We start from the raw sequence: 15,981 nt of genomic DNA, 5'->3' as shown, positions 1-15,981 counted from the left end.
GCTCTCAAGCAGTCTTGCGTTTGACGATCTGCGCCGATGATTTTGGCCGGCCGCGCTGCTTCTCCCGGATCAGGTCTGCCAATAGCTTTACTTTGGGCTGCGGCGAGTCCTTGCGCCAAATGAGCATGGTCCTCACCGTCCGGAAATCACCCTTGAGTTTGTGCTCCGAAAGCCTCGCGCGCTCGGTGTAGGTGTCCAATACGGCGGCCGGAATGAGCGCGACGCCCATGCCCGCTACGCAACACCCAAGGATGGCGTGGTAGGAGCCGACCTCGATGATCCGACGCGGCGCCATGTTGTCTCGAGCGCACCATGCTTCCAGTCGTTGACGATGTGGACAGTCGGGCTCGAAAACCAACAGCGTGCCGTTTCGTATGTCGTGGGCAGAGCGAATCGGCGGGTGACCGGCAGGACCAATGATGACCAGTTGCTCCGTCCACACAGCAAGGCTGTCCAACCGCGGATCGGAGACTGGTTCAGCGACCAGTGCTGCGTCGAGTTCCCCCGACAACACGCGGATCGTCAGCGGACGCGGCGCGCCCGTCCGAAGTTCTATCGACAGCTCCGGGTAGCGCTCGTGGATTTGCCCGAGAAGCGCCGGTAGACGGATGGCCGCTGTGCTTTCCATGGAGCCCAGATGAAGTACACCGCGTGGCATTTGTTCGTGCATGGCACCACGCGCTTCCTCGGCTAGCGAAAGCAGGCGGTTAGCAAATTCAAGAAGCACCTTGCCCTGCGGCGACAACTGGAGACGCCGGCCCTCCCGGCCGAAGAGTGCGACACCGAGGTCGTCTTCAAGATTCTTGATGCGCGTCGTGACATTCGACGGAACACGGTGCAGGAGCGCGGCCGCCCGCGTGATACCGCCGGCTGTGGCGACGGCTTGGAAAACGCGCAAATCGGACAAGTCCATGTTCTAAATTCGAGAATGAAATAGTTTTAATTATTCACTTTATAAGACAGCATCAGATTCCTAAACTGCGTTCACTTCATTGCCGAAGTCTCAACGCTCCTTGAAAGACGCCCCATGATCGTGACCGTTTTCAGATCCAGACTGAACGCCGAATCCCAGAACGAATACCAACAATCCGCCGCACGGATGAGTGAACTTGCCAAGGGCATTACCGGCTACATCTCGCACAAGGGATTCACCGCCGCAGATGGCGAACGTGTGACGATCGTTGAGTTTGAATCTGAGGAAGGCCTGCGGGATTGGGCGACCCATCCCGAGCACGTGGAGGCCAAGAAGATGGGGCGACAGGTGTTCTTCTCGGAGTACCGCGTGCAGGTTTGCAACGTCGTTCGGGACACCGCCAACAGAAAGCCCGCCACGCATCGCGTCGATGCTTGAATGCGAAAAGGATGTCGATGCGGATGTGATCGTTCGCAACGCGGAGCGATCCAGCGACAGGCCACGTCAACTTCCTCGGCTCAGCGCAGTCGTGCGGTTGCTCCAGCTTTTTTGGAGGACCAAATGCACCCGGACTGAGCGCAGTGACAGGGTCGTTCCGCGGTACTGAATTCCTCCGGCGTGGCAGCACATCTCCGCCGTCACGAAATCTGGTCAACCCGTTCCAGGCCTGCGCTAACCGACTGCTTCTGGGCCGATAGCGGCCATTCAATGTGATTGCCCTTATCGGTCAGTTCGACGTGGGAGCATTGCTACTCCGCTTGCTCACGCGTTCTAGGAAGCCATCTACGACCGGTCCCCACAGCCCGGTCAAGGAAAGGATGTGATGGCCGTCTTGCCCCGAACGTGTTTCGAGCACATGAAACTGCCCCTGACCCCCGTCAATTACAAATGCGTCGAAGCTCTTGCGACTGTGAGTAACGCTATAGAAAGGATCGTTTTCCGCATACAGCCATAGGCTAGCCCGGGGGAACTTTGCTCCTCTCTTGGCGATGACGGGATTGATCATCTCGGATGCGAATCCGTGTTCATTAACCCAGCCGCCTACAAAATTCAGAACGCCGCCGAAGAGATCGGGGCGCGATGCAGCGAATGCCAACGCAAGGAAGCCCCCGCGAGAATGGCCGCCGATCAGAAGGTGGTCGCGGCTCACGTCAGCTCTCGCGAGCAGATGCTCTACAACGCACGCCACGTCTCGCAGTGCGCGCTCGAATCCTGGAAGAGCGTATTGGGGATCGTCAGAGTACTGCGACCGATCTGGTTTGAAGCCTTCGTCGTAAAGTCCTCCCGACTTTCCGCGCCCGCGTCGCTGGGGGAAGACGACCATCCAACCGCGATCATTGAAGTGCTTCGCCAACGTTGGACTGGTCACCGTGCTGGTAAACAGCGACGGATCGTTTCCAACACCCGTCGAACCATGATTGAAGACAAGCGTTGGGAAGGGACCCGGCCCATTCGGCTTGAACGTCACCATCTCGAGCGTGATCTCTTCGCCATGCTCGAACTCGCCGGTAGGCACGCGTTCGATGACGCGCCTTACTCCTGCACTCCCGTGTGATAGGACACCAGCTATCCATCTGCCGTCGACCTCGCGCCACAAAAGTTCAACGACATCCGGATTTCTCATTCGAAACCAGAGGCTTGCGCCGTTTGTCAATCGACCTCGAAGTTCATTTCCATGAATCTGAGCGAGTACACGTTCGCTATAGACACCCTGACCATCGGATGCGCGCGCACAAACGATGGTGGCGGCGTGGAGAGAAAGATTTTCAACTACCAGCTTGACGTCGAAGCTCCGGCCCTGGCCGGCCCATCCGGACCACTGCCCGGACCAGGCTGAGATCAATGCCGGCAGATCGCTGGGCGGCTGTATTACCGCGACGTCGGCTGGCGCGGCAGCTTCAACTGTGCTCTCAGAAGCTTCCGGCTCCAGAGCACTCATGAACTCGGGCCAAATTGCGGTGGTATTTTGTTCGGCGGACATAGTCTGTCGAGTGTTACCTTCAAACGTCGGGTTGTACCTGTACCTTAAGCCGGCAATTCCAACGTCTCCCACTGGCGCAGCAATGCGACCTGTCGGCGGAGCTGGTCAGAGGGCATCGTTTGCGAACCCCATACGGGGACTCGTCCTGCGTACTCTCCGAGCAACCAAAATTGCCGCACCGCCATGAAACGTGCGATGGCGGCAAAGTCCGCGTCTGCAACCGGTCTTTTAGCTCGGTAGGCGGAGATGTAATGTCGCCACTGCATCTCCGCCTTGTCGGTCACCTTGGCGTCCGGTACGCGCGGGTACAGGTTCCATGGGTAGACCGCGAGCTCATATGCCAGGTAGCCCGGTCCCGCCTCGTCGAAATCAAAAAAAACGGCTCGACGTTGCCCTTGAGCGTCGGTAACAACGAAGTTGTTTTGGCCATGTGCGTCGCCGTGGCACAGCACGCGACTCAATTCACCCAGGCCCAGGATTGCATCGTGTAGTCGCAAGCCCAGCTTCTCGAATTGGGGACGTAATTCGTCAGTCATGGACGGCGCGCGAAGCAGGCCCTCCAGCGGCTTCAGCAGAAGGTAATCCAGGTCAAGCACGTAGTCGCTTGCCGGGCCTTGGTAGCTTTCGCCACCTCTGTGCAAGTCGACCATTCCATGCGCAAAGGCTTGGATGTCAGCAGCTGCCTCTCCGGTGAACTCCCCATCCAGATAGTCGAAGAGCATCAGCACCCGGGGGCCTTCCGGCAGCAGCACCTTTATGGCAACTGCGCCGGTCGCCGTAGTCACGCACCGAGAGACTTGGCAGCCGACATGGGCCCAATGCTCGAGCGCCGCAGCCTCGAACAAGACGTTAGGACCACCCCGCGGGCGCTCGGCACAAAGCCTCGCCACAACGCGCCGCCCGCTGGCAAAGCTCAGGCGATAAACCTGATTAAAACTTCTGCGCAGGAACTCACTCTCGACTACGTCGCCGAGGCCGTAGCGGTCCTGGACCAAGGCGGCGATGCTGGCAGCCGTTGGCGTCGATTGCGCGATTTCCAATGGCATGTCGCCCCTCAAGAAAAGGGCGCGATTATGGCGCAACGATCGGTCGGGCTGGAACGACGGCTTCTGGCCGCTCTGCGCTTCTACATCGCACGAGCCAAGAGCGCTTGCGCGAGCAGCGTTTCTGCGAACGCTACTGCCGATCAGCCACACGATGGAACGTCGATCGTCTGATTCAGAGGTCTTGCCCTCGACCACATCGTCCGTCATGACCGTCCGATGACCCGATGACCCGATGACCCGGCGGCACAAGGCGTCAGCCGACTCGGCTTGCCAGTAACCACCGACACGAACTATCGCGCTAACCGTTAGAGTTTTTAGCGAGGTTCACCTCGCACAACAAAGACTCGATGAACAACCAACAGCTCCCACCTGACCGATCCACCGGCTCGACCCCGCTTCGACTGGCGCTGATCGCGGCCGTCGTCGCAGTGATCGCAGCCGCCTTCGCTTACACCGCGGGCTGGCTTTCGCCCGACCGCGTCACGCAGACCAAAATCGTCGACAACCTCGCGCCACCCGGCGGTGCAGCATTGGGTTTCCGTCGCAATCATTCGAAAGGCATCTGCTTCACCGGCACCTTCGACTCCAATGGCGCAGGCGCTGCGTTGTCCAAGGCGCAGGTCCTTTCGCCCGGCAGCTTTCCGGTCACTGGCCGCTTCAATCTTGCAGTCGCCGACCCGAATACCGATGACGCGACCTCGCGCGTGCGAGGGTTGAGTCTGCGCATTCAATCGCCTGACGGGCAGGAGTGGCGCTCCGCCATGATCGATGCGCCGTTTTTTCCAGTCGCGAGTCCGCAAGCTTTCTACGACCTGCAATTGGCACAGCAGTCGAAGGCTCCGGACGCGATGAAGAACTTCGTCGGCACCCATCCGGAGCTGGCAGTGTTCGGCAAGTGGGCGGGCAGCGCACCCTTTACCGGCTCCTATGCGGAGGAGGCCTACAACAGCCTGAACAGCTTCATTTTTACCAACGCGCAGGGCCAGGATCAGGCAATACGCTGGTCGTTCATTCCGGCCGCGTCGCCGGTCGCGGTGCCGGTAGACGAGCTCAAGAAACGCGGCCCCGATTTCCTGGGCAAGGACATCACAGACCGTGTCGCGCAGTCGCCTCAACGCTGGAGCTTGATGGTCACCGCGGCCAATCCGGGCGACCCCACCGCAGACCCGAGCAAGGCCTGGCCTGAAGACCGCCGCAAGATCGATGTGGGCGCACTCGTCGTGCGCAAGATCGAGCCCGAAGCCGACGGCCCCTGCCGCGACATCAACTTCGATCCGGTCGTGCTGCCCGCGGGCATGCGCACTTCAGATGACCCGTTCCCGGCCGCGCGATCGGCTGCCTACTCGGTGTCTTACAACCGCCGGACCGCCGAAGAAAGCAGCTATCCGCGTACCGCTTCGGGAGCCAAGCAATGATTGCCAACACGAGCCCGATCAAGCATCGATTCACGCCACTTCAGCGTGCACTCCACTGGCTGATGGCGATCTGCATCATCGCGATGCTCTTCATCGGTGTCGGCATGGTCTCGACGATTAAGCCGCAGTACCTCACGCTGGTGTCGATCCACAAGCCACTGGGCATCACCATCCTCGTGCTCGCACTCATTAGGCTGATCGTTCGATGGCGTGATGGTGCACCGCCGCTGCCGATCGGCATGCCCGAGCCGATGAAGCTGGCGGCGCGCCTGTCGCATGTCGTTTTCTACCTGCTAATGATCGCGATGCCTCTGATCGGCTGGGCGATGTTGTCGGCAGCCGACTATCCGGTGATCGTTGCCGGCCTGCATCTGCCGGCCATCGTGCCGCCGAACCCAGGCTTGCACAGCGTGTTGTGGAAGACGCACCAGTTCCTGGCATTCACCTTCTTCGCGTTGATCCTCATTCATCTGGCGGCGGCACTGTTTCACAAGCTCGTGCGACGCGATGGCGTGTACGAGGCGATGGGGCCGTCCGGTGGATCAGTTGCTGCAAGTCGCGCTGATTGAGCGGTCGTAGCTCGAGCCTGTTGAACCAGATGAGAATCGTCTTCCTCGTGCGTCACGCCACATTGCTGGCCGGCGCCTTTTTGCTGGCCGAGTGGTCAAGTTTCGTCGTGAAGGCTGCCACCGAAGTCATGTAGCACCGCATCGCATCGCATCATCCAGCCTTCAACCGGCACGCCGCCCGAACAATCCTGTTCACCGGATTCGGCTCCATGTCCCGAAACAACATCGGCCGCGGGTTGCCGCCGTAGTCGGCCACAGTGTGCGGCTCGCCTTGCCACAGCGGCTGCGCGTAGTACCTTGCCTGCACATAGGCTGCACGCCGCGCCTGGCAGTCGAAAACCACCTGCGACTCGTAAGACCGGTAAGGGATGTTGTCCCAGTTGACGCGTTCCGCCGATCGATTGACTCGGACGTTCATGCGCTTGGACGCCGGCCTGCTGTCGCCTTCGACGCCGATAGCCACCGGGTCGACCTGCACCGTGTTGGAGGCCGGATCACCCGGATTGCCCGCCACGGTGAACCACTCAATTTGCAAGGGTGTTTGCGCATGCGCCGCCGAGGCCGCCGCCGCCGCCATCACCACCACCACCGCCGCTCCTGCCAGCCGCACCCTCATTTCGTCATCTCCGCTCTTTGTCGATGTAAACGTTTTCGAACATCGCGCGTCAAGCCGCTCAAGACGCACTCCCAAGCCGCTGCAACGCCTCCAACGACCGCAGCTCGATGCGGCCGTAGCCTAACCCGATCACTCGATCCTTTGCTAGCGCATTCAGTTCCTTGGACAGGGTCTGCCGCGTGACGCCGAGCATCATTGCCAGCGCCTCTTGCGGCAACCTGACACTGCGCCGAGGCTCGGCAGCTTGCGTTGCGTCACCCCGCGCCAGCGTGAGCAGACGCCGCGCAACACGAGCCCGCAGGCCGCGCAGCGTGGCGTCTTCCATCATCGCGTAGAGGCCGCGCACGCGCGCCGCCAGCAGGGCCGCGATGGCGTTGGCAAAGGCGACGTCGCGCATCTGCTGCGCGAAGGTTTCAGGGGGCACCACCAGCAGATCGAGGGCGGTGAGCGCGGTGGCGTCGTGCGTGCGTGGCGAGCCGTCGATAAGCGTGATTTCGCCGAACCAGTTGCCGGGCTCCAGCACAGCGAGGATCGCTTCGCGGCCGTCTTGCCGCAACGTCGAGATCTTGATGCGGCCAGCGGCCAGGCCATGAAAGCCGCCACCGGTCGACGGCAACGCATCGCCCTGCCGGAAGACCATCGTGCCCTTCGACACATGCACCACCTCGGCCGCGGCGAGCAATGCGTCGCGTTGCGCGCGGGGGATGCCGGCAAACCACGGGTTCGACTCCATCGCGGCGCGATGCGGCGCTGAAAGACGAGGTTTGACAGGCGACGGCATGGGCGAGAACTGGAGATGTACCGGAGGCAGAGCGGGGGTTTACCAGAGGTGATTATTGTCAAATTTTTGACAGTTGCACAGCGGGTGCAGGACTACAGTGGTCGCACGCCCTCAAACAACAACGGAAGACAGACACGATGAATGCAAGAGCGAACTTCGTCCGCATGCAGGACAGCACACGCGAAGACTGGCAAACGATCGGCGGTGAATTCATGCAGTTCGCAGGCGGCCTGCAGCAGCGCGTGGTCAAGCATCTGCAGATCCTGGAAGGCGACTACGGCGGCTTTCCGATCGACCGCTACACGCACTCGCTGCAGACCGCGACGCGCGCGCTGCGTGATGGCCGCGACGACGAGTACGTGGTGTGCGCACTGCTGCACGACATCGGCGACACGCTTGGCGCCTTCAACCACCCAGACATCGCTGCCGCCATCCTCAAGCCCTTCGTGACCGAAGACAACCTCTGGATGGTGCAGCACCACGGCATCTTTCAGGGCCACTACTTCTTTCACCATATCGGGCTCGATCGCAACATGCGCGACAACTTCCGCGAGAGCCCGCACTACGACCGTACGGCTGAATTTTGCGAGCTCTACGACAACCCGGCCTTCGACGCCACCGCCGAGACGCTGCCGATTGCCGAGTTCATGCCGATGCTGCAGCGCGTGATGGCGCAGCCACGGCAAAGCATCTACAAAGCGGCCGCAGTCAAGACCGCACCCGCGACCCCCGAAACCGTCTGAAGGAACACCCCATGAACGCCAGCACCCAAAACGTCAAGCAACTCGTCTCCGCCGAAGAATGGCAACTGCGTGTCGATCTCGCCGCCTGCTATCGCCTGGTCGCGCACTACGGCTGGAGCGACCTCGTGTTCACGCACATCACCGCGCGCATTCCCGGCCCGGAGCACCACTTCCTCATCAACCCGTATGGCCTGATGTTCGACGAGATCACCGCGTCGAGCCTGGTGAAGATCGACATGCAGTGCAACAAGGTGATCGACTCGCCCTACCCGGTGAACCCGGCCGGCTTCGTCATCCACAGCGCCGTGCACGAAGCGCGCGAAGACATCGTCTGCGTCATGCACACGCACACGCGTGCGGGCGTCGGCGTCAGCGCGCAAAAGAACGGCATCCTGCCGATCAGCCAGCAATCGACCTTCGTCCTGGGCTCGCTGGCATATCACAACTACGAAGGCGTGGCCTTCCGTGAAGAGGAAAAACCGCGCCTGCAGGCCGCCCTGGGCACCGCCAATTTCCTGATGCTGCGCAACCATGGGCTGCTGGTCTGCGGCAAGACAATCGCAGATGCGTTCTTGTCGATGTACACCTTCGAAAGCACCTGCCAGATCCAGATCGCGGCGCAGGCCGGCGGTGGCGAACTGACGCAAGTGAATCCCAAGATCGTCGAAGGCGTGGGCCTGGCAATGAAGGTGCAGACCGGCGGCCTGGGCGGCACGTTCGTCTGGCCGTCGCTGATCCGCAAGCTCGACAAGCTGGACCCGACCTACAAGGACTAGCCCGGGAAGATCGATAGCGGCGTGCCCGAGCTGACCCGGGCACGCGCCAGCGCCCCGGCGCGCATACTCCGCACTTTGCGGGCCACCGCTGTGCGGCCCGGCTCACATGCCCGGTTATCAAGTCAAGCTGGAGCACATCGCCATCGAGGGCGTCCACGACCTCGTCATTCGCTCGCTGCTCGACCGCCAGCAATTCTCCGATCCGCAAGGCGAAGCGCACGACCTCGGGATCTCTTCGGCGACCTGGCCGCTCTTCGGGCTGCTCTGGCCTTCGGGCGCAGAGCTCGCGGCACGCATGGCACTTCGACCGGTGATAGCAGGCAGCCGCATTCTTGAAATCGGCTGCGGACTGGCACTGGCGAGCTTGGTCGGCCATCGACTCGGCAACGATATGACGGCCAGCGATTGCCATCCACTGGCCGCAGCGTTCTTGCTCGAAAACTTGCGGCTCAACAACCTGCCGCCGATGAAGTACCGGCACGGCGACTGGCGACTGGCGCCGCCGCATTCGACGCGCGCCCTGGTGCACGGCTTCTTCGATCTGATCATCGGCAGCGATCTGCTTTACGAACGGGACGACGATGCGCACTTGGCGGGCTTTATCGGCCGCCACGCCGCTGTCGGCGCCGAGGTGTGGATCGTCGACCCGAACCGCAGCAACCGCCCGGCCTTCAATCGTCAAATGGCGAACGAGGGGTTCTCGATGCAGGAAGAAAAGCTGGACCGGCTGGCGACGGCGCAAAGCGCTGCGTACAAGGGGCGCATGCTGACCTATCGGCGGGATTGAACGCTACGTCGTTGCGTGGCGGGCGACCGTAGACTTGTCTGCAATGACCCATACGATCTCTCCTGCGGTCGTCGCCGCCTTCGCACCGACCGGCACGCTGCGCGCGTCGATCAACCTCGGCAACCCGATTCTTGCCAACAAGGACGCGACCGGTGCACCGGTCGGCGTGTCGATCGACCTGGCCCACGAGCTTGCGCGTCGGCTCGGTGTCGGCATCGAACTGGTGCTGTTCGATAAGGCTGCAGCCTCGGTCGAGGCCGTCAAGAACGAGAAGGCCGACATCGGCTTCTTCGCCATCGATCCGGCACGCAGCGAAGGCTTGCGATTCACCGCGCCCTATGTACTCATCGAAGGCAGCTACCTGGTGCCGGACTTGTCTTCGCTCACCGACAACGCCGAGGTCGATCGTACCGGGCAGCGCATCGCCGTCGGCTCAGGCAGCGCCTACGACCTCTTCCTCACGCGCGAAATCAAGCAGGCCGAAATCGTTCGCATGGCGGGGGCTCCGGCGGTGCTTGCCGCACTGCGTGACGGCCAAGTCGAGGTCGCGGCCGGCATTCGGCAACTGCTTGAAGGCGAGGCGCAACGTGCGGCCGGAGTGCGGATGCTGCCCGGCCGCTTCATGGTGATTCAGCAGGCGATGGGACTGCCGGCCGGTCGCGGCGCAGAAGCGCAAAGCGTGCTCGCCGCCTTCGTCGAAGAAATGAAAAGCACAGGCTTCGTTGCCGATGCGCTGAAGCGTCATCGCATTGAAGGGGCTGCTGTGGCGCCATCGCAGCCGGCGCCCGCCAAATCAATCTGAACTCGCAAGAAAGAACATATGACCACTCTCATCCAAACGAAGAGTCTGGGCGGCGCATTGCTCATCGCAGCACTGCTCGGCGCCTGCACCTCCACAGCCGTGAAAGTCGGCGGCGCCCCGGACAAGGCGCGCACCGATTGCATCGCCGCCGCCGCGCGTCAATACAGCGTGCCGCGGGAGAGCCTGGCGATCACCAGCGCATCGTCACCACGCGATGGGCTCTATGAAATTCGTATTGCCAGTGCCGATGGTCGTCGCCAGGTGGTTTGCAATGCGGACGACAACGGAGCTGTATTGGGGATCGTCAACGCGCGTTAGGTAGCACCAGCCCAACATCGGGGGGAAGCCGCACCCGCTCCGACGCGATCAGCGATAACGCGCGACCGTCAGGCCTTCCATATCGATCTCCGGCTTGCGCCCATCGATCAGATCCGCCATCACGCGGCCTGTACCCGCCGCCATGGTCCAGCCCAATGTGCCGTGGCCGGTCGCCAACATCAGGTTGTCGATGGACGTGGCACCGATGACGGGCGTGCCGTCCGGCGTCATGGGGCGCAGGCCCGTCCAGAAGGTCGCATCTTTGACAGGACCGCCGCGCGGGAACAGGTCGGTGACGACGTGTTCGAGCGTGTCACGCCGACCCTGATCGAGCGCGAGGTCGAAGCCCGACAACTGTGCCGTGCCACCGACGCGGATGCGATCGCCCAGGCGCGTCACCGCGACCTTGAAGGTCTCGTCCATCACCGTCGATTCGGGTGCGCCACTGACGTCGGTGATCGGCACGGTGATCGAGAAGCCCTTGACCGGGTACACCGGCAAGCCGATGCCGAGCGGCTTGAGTACGGCCGGCGAATAGCTGCCGAGCGCGACCACATAGCGATCGGCTTCGAAGGTGCCGGCATCGGTACGCACGCCCGTGATACCGACGCCGTGACGTTCGATCGCCTGGATCGAAACGCCAAAGCGGAAGGTCGCGCCTGCGGCTTCGGCCAGCTTGGCCAGCGCCTGGGTGAACTTGAAGCAGTCGCCCGTCTCATCGCCCGGCAACCGCAAGCCGCCGACGAACTTTTCCTTGACGCCGGCGAGTGCCGGTTCGTACTGCACGCAACCTTCGCGGTCGAGCACTTGGTACGGCACGCCGGATTTCTTCAGCACTTCGACGTCTTGCGCGGTGCCGTCGAGCTGGTGTTGCGTGCGGAACAGTTGCAGCGTGCCCTGTGCACGATCGTCGTACTGGATGCCGGTGTCGGCGCGCAAGGCTTTGAGGCAATCGCGGCTGTATTCGGCCAGGCGCACCATGCGGCCCTTGTTGATCTCGTAGCGCGCCTCGGTGCAGTTGCGCAGCATCGACAAGCCCCAGCGCCACATGGCGGGGTCGAGCATCGGCTTGATGACCAGCGGGCTGTGCTGCATCAACATCCACTTGATGGCCTTGAGCGGCACGCCGGGACCAGCCCAAGGTGCCGAATAACCAGGAGAGACTTCGCCGGCATTGCCGAAGCTGGTCTCCATGGCCGGTGCGGGCTGGCGGTCGAGCACCGTGACTTCATGGCCGGCGCGGGCCAGGTAATAAGCGGTCGAGGTGCCGATCACACCGCTGCCCAGGATCAAGACTCGCATTCCAACCTTTGTTCGTTTCTTACAGATCCAGCGCGTCGTGCAATTGCTGTGCCGACCAGCGCTGCCGCATCGGCGACGCACCGGAAGACTGGCCCGCCTGCGCCGCCGCTTCCAGCAATGCGACCATCTTCGCATTGCGTGGCGCGGTGGCGTTCAGCGATTGGGCGAGCCGCACGACCTCGCCGCTCAGCGCATCGATCTCGGTGCGGCGGCCCAGCGCGAGGTCGTCGGCCATGCTGGAACGCGCCTTGGCATCGATCTTCAGCATGCGCGCGGCGACGATGCGAAAGAGCCAGTCGGGCAGCCTGAGCAAGCCCGGCAAGCGATGGGCCGGCACGGCAGCCACTTGCGCTGGCGCGATGCCCGCGCGCTGCAGCACCGACAGTGCCTCGTCGATCAACGCCGCGAAGCAGCGGCGATAACCGCGCTGCAGGAGTTGATCGCGCAGCGGCAAACCCGACAGCGCATTGACCGGGTTGTTGAGGTTGAGCAGCAGCTTGCCCCATTGCACGGGCAACAGGTTGGCATGCAGGTCGAGCGGAACACCCGCGCGCTCGAAGACTGCGGTCCATTCACGAAGCGATGCGTCGTCCTGCGCCGCGAGCCGGCCCGGCGTGCCGCGATGGAATGCACCGGGACCGATCTCCGCCACGTTGTACGGCACCATGCCGGGCAACACGTTCAGATGCGGCGCAGCACGCGAGGCCACGGCCGCGTTGGAGATGCCGTTCTGCAACGAGAGAACCGGCGTGCCGGGCGGCAAGACGGCGCCGAATTGTGCGGCCGCCTCGGCGGTCGCGCCGCTCTTGACCGCAAGCAGCACAAGTGCGGGCCGGGCATTCGCCGGCACCTCGGCGAGCAATTGCAGATCGGCGGCGGCAACGTGATGCTTCGCGCCATCGAGGTCGGTCAATGACAGGCCATGCTGCGCGAGCGACTGCAGCACGCGTGGCCGGCCGACGAAGGTCACGCGCACGCCCGCCGCCGCGAGACTGCCGCCGATGAAGCAGCCGATGGTTCCCGCGCCCATCACCAGTACCTCTGGCACTTCGCCGGGCACACCGTTGGCAAAGGCACCGGTGATGGCTTGCACCGTGTTCAGGCGCGTTCCGCCACCCAGGCGTGCACGGACTTCAAAGCCGCCGGCAATGCGGCTGCATCGGTGCCGCCCGCCATCGCCATGTCGGCCTTGCCGCCGCCCTTGCCGCCCACTTGCTGAGCGACGAAATTGACCAACTCTCCAGCCTTGATCTTGGTCACGCTGTCGGACGTGACGCCGGCCGCGATCTGCACCTTGCTGCCATCGACGGCAGCAAGCACGATCACCGCGCTCTTCAGCTTGTCCTTGAGCTTGTCCATGGTGTCGCGCAAAGTTTTTGCATCGCCACCGTCGAGCTTGGCCACCAACAGCTTGATGCCGTTGACGTCGATCGCCTGCGCGATCAGCTCGTCGCCCTTCGACGAGGCGAGCTTGCCCTTGAGGGCTGTGACTTCCCGCTCCAGCGCCCGGGTCTGATCCAGCATTTGAGTGAGCCGGCTTTGCAGCTCGGCGGTCGGCGTCTTGAGCGTGGCGGCCACGCTGTGCACGGTCGATTCGAGGTCTTGCAGATAGTGCAGCACGTTAGCGCCGGTCACGGCTTCGATACGTCGCACGCCCGCGGCCACGCCGCCTTCGCTGACGATCTTGAACATGCCGATGTCGCCGGTTCGGCTCACGTGCGTGCCCCCGCACAGCTCGCGACTGGAGCCGATGTCGAGCACGCGAACCGACTCGCCGTACTTCTCGCCGAACAGCATCATGGCGCCGGTCTTCTGGGCCGATTCCATGTCCATCACGCGCGACTGCGTCGCAACGTTGGCAAGAATCTCAGCGTTGACGCGCTTCTCGATTTCGAGCGTCTGCTCGTGCGTGACCGCGCCGTTGTGCGCAAAGTCGAAGCGCGTCTTGTCGGCATCGACCAGCGAGCCCTTTTGCTGCACGTGCTCGCCGAGCACTTCGCGCAAGGCCTTGTGCATCAGGTGCGTCACGCTGTGATTGCGCATCGTTGCGGCACGGCGCACGCCATCGACCGCCGCCTTGACCGCATCGCCGACCTTCAGCGTGCCCTGCGTTTGCGTGCCGTGATGACCGAACACGTCGGCCTTGATCTTCTGCGTATCTTCGACGCCGAACTGCACGCCTTCGGCCGTGATGAAACCCTGGTCGCCGACCTGGCCGCCGCTCTCGGAATAGAAGGGCGTGGTGTCGAGCACGACGATGCCGGGCTGGCCTTCCTTGAGCTCGGACACCGGCACGCCTTCGAAGTAGAGCGCCTGCACGATGGCCCGCTCTTCGAGGTGCTCGTAGCCGGTGAAGGTGTTGCCGGTGCCGCCGTACTCGACGTTGCGGTCCATCTTGAACTTGCCGGCCGCGCGGCCCTTGGCTTTCTGCTGTTCCATGGCGGCGTTGAAGCCGGCCTCGTCGACAGTGACGCCGCGCTCGCGGCAGACGTCGGCCGACAGGTCGAGCGGAAACCCGAAGGTATCGTGCAGCTTGAAAGCGACGTCGCCGGGCAACGTCTTGGTATCGCCGCCGAGTGCCGCGTCCAGGATTTCCATGCCGTTGGCCAGCGTCTCGAAGAAGCGCTCTTCCTCCTGCTTCAGCACGGCAGTGATGCGCTTCTCATCCGCCACCAGCTTCGGATAAGCCTCGCCCATCAACGCCACCAGATCGGGCACCAGCTTGTGGAAGAACGGTTTCTTCTGCCCGAGCTTGTAGCCATGCCGAATGGCGCGGCGAATGATGCGGCGCTGCACGTAGCCGCGGCCTTCGTTCGAAGGGATCACGCCGTCAGCCACCAGGAACGCCGTTGCGCGGATGTGGTCGGCGATGACCCGCAGGCTCTTGTTGCTCTCGTCGGTTTCGCCGGTCTCCCGTGCCGCGGCCTTGACGAGCCTGTCGAAAAGGTCGATCTCGTAGTTGTTGTGCACGTGCTGCAGGATGGCGGCCAGCCGCTCCAGGCCCATGCCGGTATCGACGCACGGCGCGGGCAGCTTCTTGACCGATCCGTCGGGCTGCATGTCGAACTGCATGAACACGTTGTTCCAGATCTCGATGTAGCGGTCGCCGTCTTCGTCCGGGCTGCCGGGCGGGCCGCCAGCGATCTCGGGGCCGTGGTCGTAGAAGATTTCCGAGCACGGGCCGCAAGGACCAGTGTCGGCCATCATCCAGAAGTTGTCGGACATGTAGCGTCCGCCCTTGTTGTCGCCGATGCGCACCACGCGTTCTGGCGGCAGGCCGATCTCCTTGGTCCAGATGTCGTAGGCCTCGTCGTCCTCGATGTAGACGGTGGCCCAGAGCTTTTCGGCCGGCAGCTTGTAGACCTTGGTGAGCAGCTCGAAGGCCCATGTGAGCGACTCGCGCTTGAAGTAGTCGCCGAAGCTCCAGTTGCCCAGCATCTCGAAGAAGGTGTGGTGCCGTGCCGTGTAGCCGACGTTCTCCAGGTCGTTGTGCTTGCCGCCGGCCCGCAGGCAGGCCTGTACCGACGCTGCGCGGACATACGAGCGCTTGTCTTCCCCGAGGAACACGTCCTTGAACTGGACCATGCCCGAGTTGGTGAACATGAGCGTCGGGTCGTTGCCAGGCACCAGCGAGCTCGACGGCACGACCGTGTGCCCCTTGGAGGCGAAGAAGTCGAGGAAGGTCTTGCGGATGTCGGCGACGGTGGCGTTGGCGTTGGCGGTGACGTTCGCCGCGCTGGAAGGAGATTGGGACATGGTGGTGGCTTTTCGCCGGCTTCGCGCAGGCGACTTGTTTCTTCGCAGTTTGGGGGCGTCCGTGAATCGTCGATGGGGGTCGTCGACCGGCCCGGAGGCTTCAATTTTAACGGTTCGGCAAGGCCCGGCACACCCGCGGGGACAGATGCAGGCATCCGACTTGCTAGTCTGCTTGC

Annotated in this window: 16 protein-coding genes; 8 read left to right on the top strand and 8 right to left on the bottom strand. The window is 62.8% G+C overall.

Annotation, left to right across the window (positions count from 1 at the left end; all coding sequences use genetic code 11):
* Positions 1-4: 4 nt before the first annotated feature.
* Complete coding sequence (locus RCH10_RS09350; RefSeq protein WP_409052140.1) at positions 5-913, bottom strand: LysR substrate-binding domain-containing protein; 909 nt, start codon at positions 911-913, stop codon at positions 5-7.
* A gap of 114 nt (positions 914-1,027) precedes the next feature.
* Here RCH10_RS09350 and RCH10_RS09345 point away from each other — a divergent pair, with 114 nt between their 5' ends.
* Positions 1,028-1,351: an antibiotic biosynthesis monooxygenase family protein gene (locus RCH10_RS09345; RefSeq protein ID WP_409052139.1), complete on the top strand. Its 324-nt coding sequence runs from the start codon at positions 1,028-1,030 to the stop codon at positions 1,349-1,351.
* Between the two features lie 289 nt (positions 1,352-1,640).
* Here the strand turns inward: RCH10_RS09345 and RCH10_RS09340 are convergent, their stop codons facing one another.
* Together RCH10_RS09340 and RCH10_RS09335 are read right to left on the bottom strand one after the other, a co-directional pair.
* Positions 1,641-2,894, bottom strand: coding sequence for an alpha/beta hydrolase family protein (locus RCH10_RS09340; RefSeq protein WP_409052138.1), 1,254 nt, complete (start codon positions 2,892-2,894; stop codon positions 1,641-1,643).
* Positions 2,895-2,938: 44 nt separating this feature from the next.
* Positions 2,939-4,147 carry a phosphotransferase enzyme family protein gene (locus RCH10_RS09335; RefSeq protein ID WP_409052137.1) on the bottom strand — a complete coding sequence of 403 codons (1,209 nt, stop codon included), beginning with the start codon at positions 4,145-4,147 and terminating at the stop codon, positions 2,939-2,941.
* A 140-nt stretch (positions 4,148-4,287) separates the two neighbouring features.
* On the opposite strand from RCH10_RS09335, the gene RCH10_RS09330 reads away from it, so the two are divergent.
* Positions 4,288-5,355: a catalase family peroxidase gene (locus RCH10_RS09330; protein ID WP_409052136.1), complete on the top strand. Its 1,068-nt coding sequence runs from the start codon at positions 4,288-4,290 to the stop codon at positions 5,353-5,355.
* Positions 5,352-5,924, top strand: a complete 573-nt coding sequence (locus RCH10_RS09325) for a cytochrome b (protein ID WP_409052135.1) — start codon at positions 5,352-5,354, stop codon at positions 5,922-5,924. Before RCH10_RS09330 ends, RCH10_RS09325 begins: the two co-directional genes overlap by 4 nt.
* Before the next feature lie 151 nt (positions 5,925-6,075).
* On the opposite strand, the gene RCH10_RS09320 is transcribed toward RCH10_RS09325, so the two are convergent.
* Together RCH10_RS09320 and RCH10_RS09315 are read right to left on the bottom strand one after the other, a co-directional pair.
* A complete protein-coding gene (locus RCH10_RS09320; RefSeq protein WP_409052134.1) occupies positions 6,076-6,513 on the bottom strand; it encodes a surface-adhesin E family protein in 438 nt (145 codons plus the stop codon).
* Positions 6,514-6,598: 85 nt separating this feature from the next.
* A complete protein-coding gene (locus RCH10_RS09315; RefSeq protein WP_409052133.1) occupies positions 6,599-7,321 on the bottom strand; it encodes a Crp/Fnr family transcriptional regulator in 723 nt (240 codons plus the stop codon).
* Positions 7,322-7,458: 137 nt separating this feature from the next.
* On the opposite strand from RCH10_RS09315, the gene RCH10_RS09310 reads away from it, so the two are divergent.
* The 5 genes from RCH10_RS09310 (at position 7,459) to RCH10_RS09290 (ending at position 10,747) form a co-directional block, all read left to right on the top strand.
* Positions 7,459-8,064 (top strand): HD domain-containing protein, encoded by a 606-nt coding sequence (locus tag RCH10_RS09310; protein ID WP_409052132.1) that lies wholly within the window; start codon positions 7,459-7,461, stop codon positions 8,062-8,064.
* 11 nt (positions 8,065-8,075) lie between these two features.
* Positions 8,076-8,840, top strand: a complete 765-nt coding sequence (locus RCH10_RS09305; RefSeq protein WP_409052131.1) for a class II aldolase/adducin family protein — start codon at positions 8,076-8,078, stop codon at positions 8,838-8,840.
* A gap of 106 nt (positions 8,841-8,946) precedes the next feature.
* Complete coding sequence (locus RCH10_RS09300) at positions 8,947-9,627, top strand: class I SAM-dependent methyltransferase (protein ID WP_409052130.1); 681 nt, start codon at positions 8,947-8,949, stop codon at positions 9,625-9,627.
* A 43-nt stretch (positions 9,628-9,670) separates the two neighbouring features.
* Positions 9,671-10,429, top strand: a complete 759-nt coding sequence (locus tag RCH10_RS09295; RefSeq protein WP_409052129.1) for an ABC transporter substrate-binding protein — start codon at positions 9,671-9,673, stop codon at positions 10,427-10,429.
* A gap of 18 nt (positions 10,430-10,447) precedes the next feature.
* A complete protein-coding gene (locus RCH10_RS09290; RefSeq protein ID WP_323501752.1) occupies positions 10,448-10,747 on the top strand; it encodes a hypothetical protein in 300 nt (99 codons plus the stop codon).
* Positions 10,748-10,795: 48 nt separating this feature from the next.
* On the opposite strand, the gene RCH10_RS09285 is transcribed toward RCH10_RS09290, so the two are convergent.
* The 3 genes from RCH10_RS09285 to alaS form a co-directional block, all read right to left on the bottom strand.
* The gene (locus RCH10_RS09285) at positions 10,796-12,049 is read right to left on the bottom strand and encodes a D-amino acid dehydrogenase (protein ID WP_409052128.1); all 1,254 of its coding nucleotides are present in this window, start codon (positions 12,047-12,049) and stop codon (positions 10,796-10,798) included.
* Positions 12,050-12,068: 19 nt separating this feature from the next.
* Positions 12,069-13,079 carry a 2-dehydropantoate 2-reductase gene (locus tag RCH10_RS09280; protein WP_409052232.1) on the bottom strand — a complete coding sequence of 337 codons (1,011 nt, stop codon included), beginning with the start codon at positions 13,077-13,079 and terminating at the stop codon, positions 12,069-12,071.
* Positions 13,080-13,147: 68 nt separating this feature from the next.
* The gene (gene alaS / locus RCH10_RS09275) at positions 13,148-15,805 is read right to left on the bottom strand and encodes an alanine--tRNA ligase (RefSeq protein WP_409052127.1); all 2,658 of its coding nucleotides are present in this window, start codon (positions 15,803-15,805) and stop codon (positions 13,148-13,150) included.
* Positions 15,806-15,981 lie beyond the last annotated feature (176 nt).

Source organism: Variovorax sp. GrIS 2.14, from assembly GCF_046115955.1.
Classification (GTDB): Bacteria; Pseudomonadota; Gammaproteobacteria; order Burkholderiales; family Burkholderiaceae_C; genus Variovorax.
Note: the sequence above shows the minus strand (reverse complement) of the source record. Positions and strands in the feature narration are given on the sequence as shown.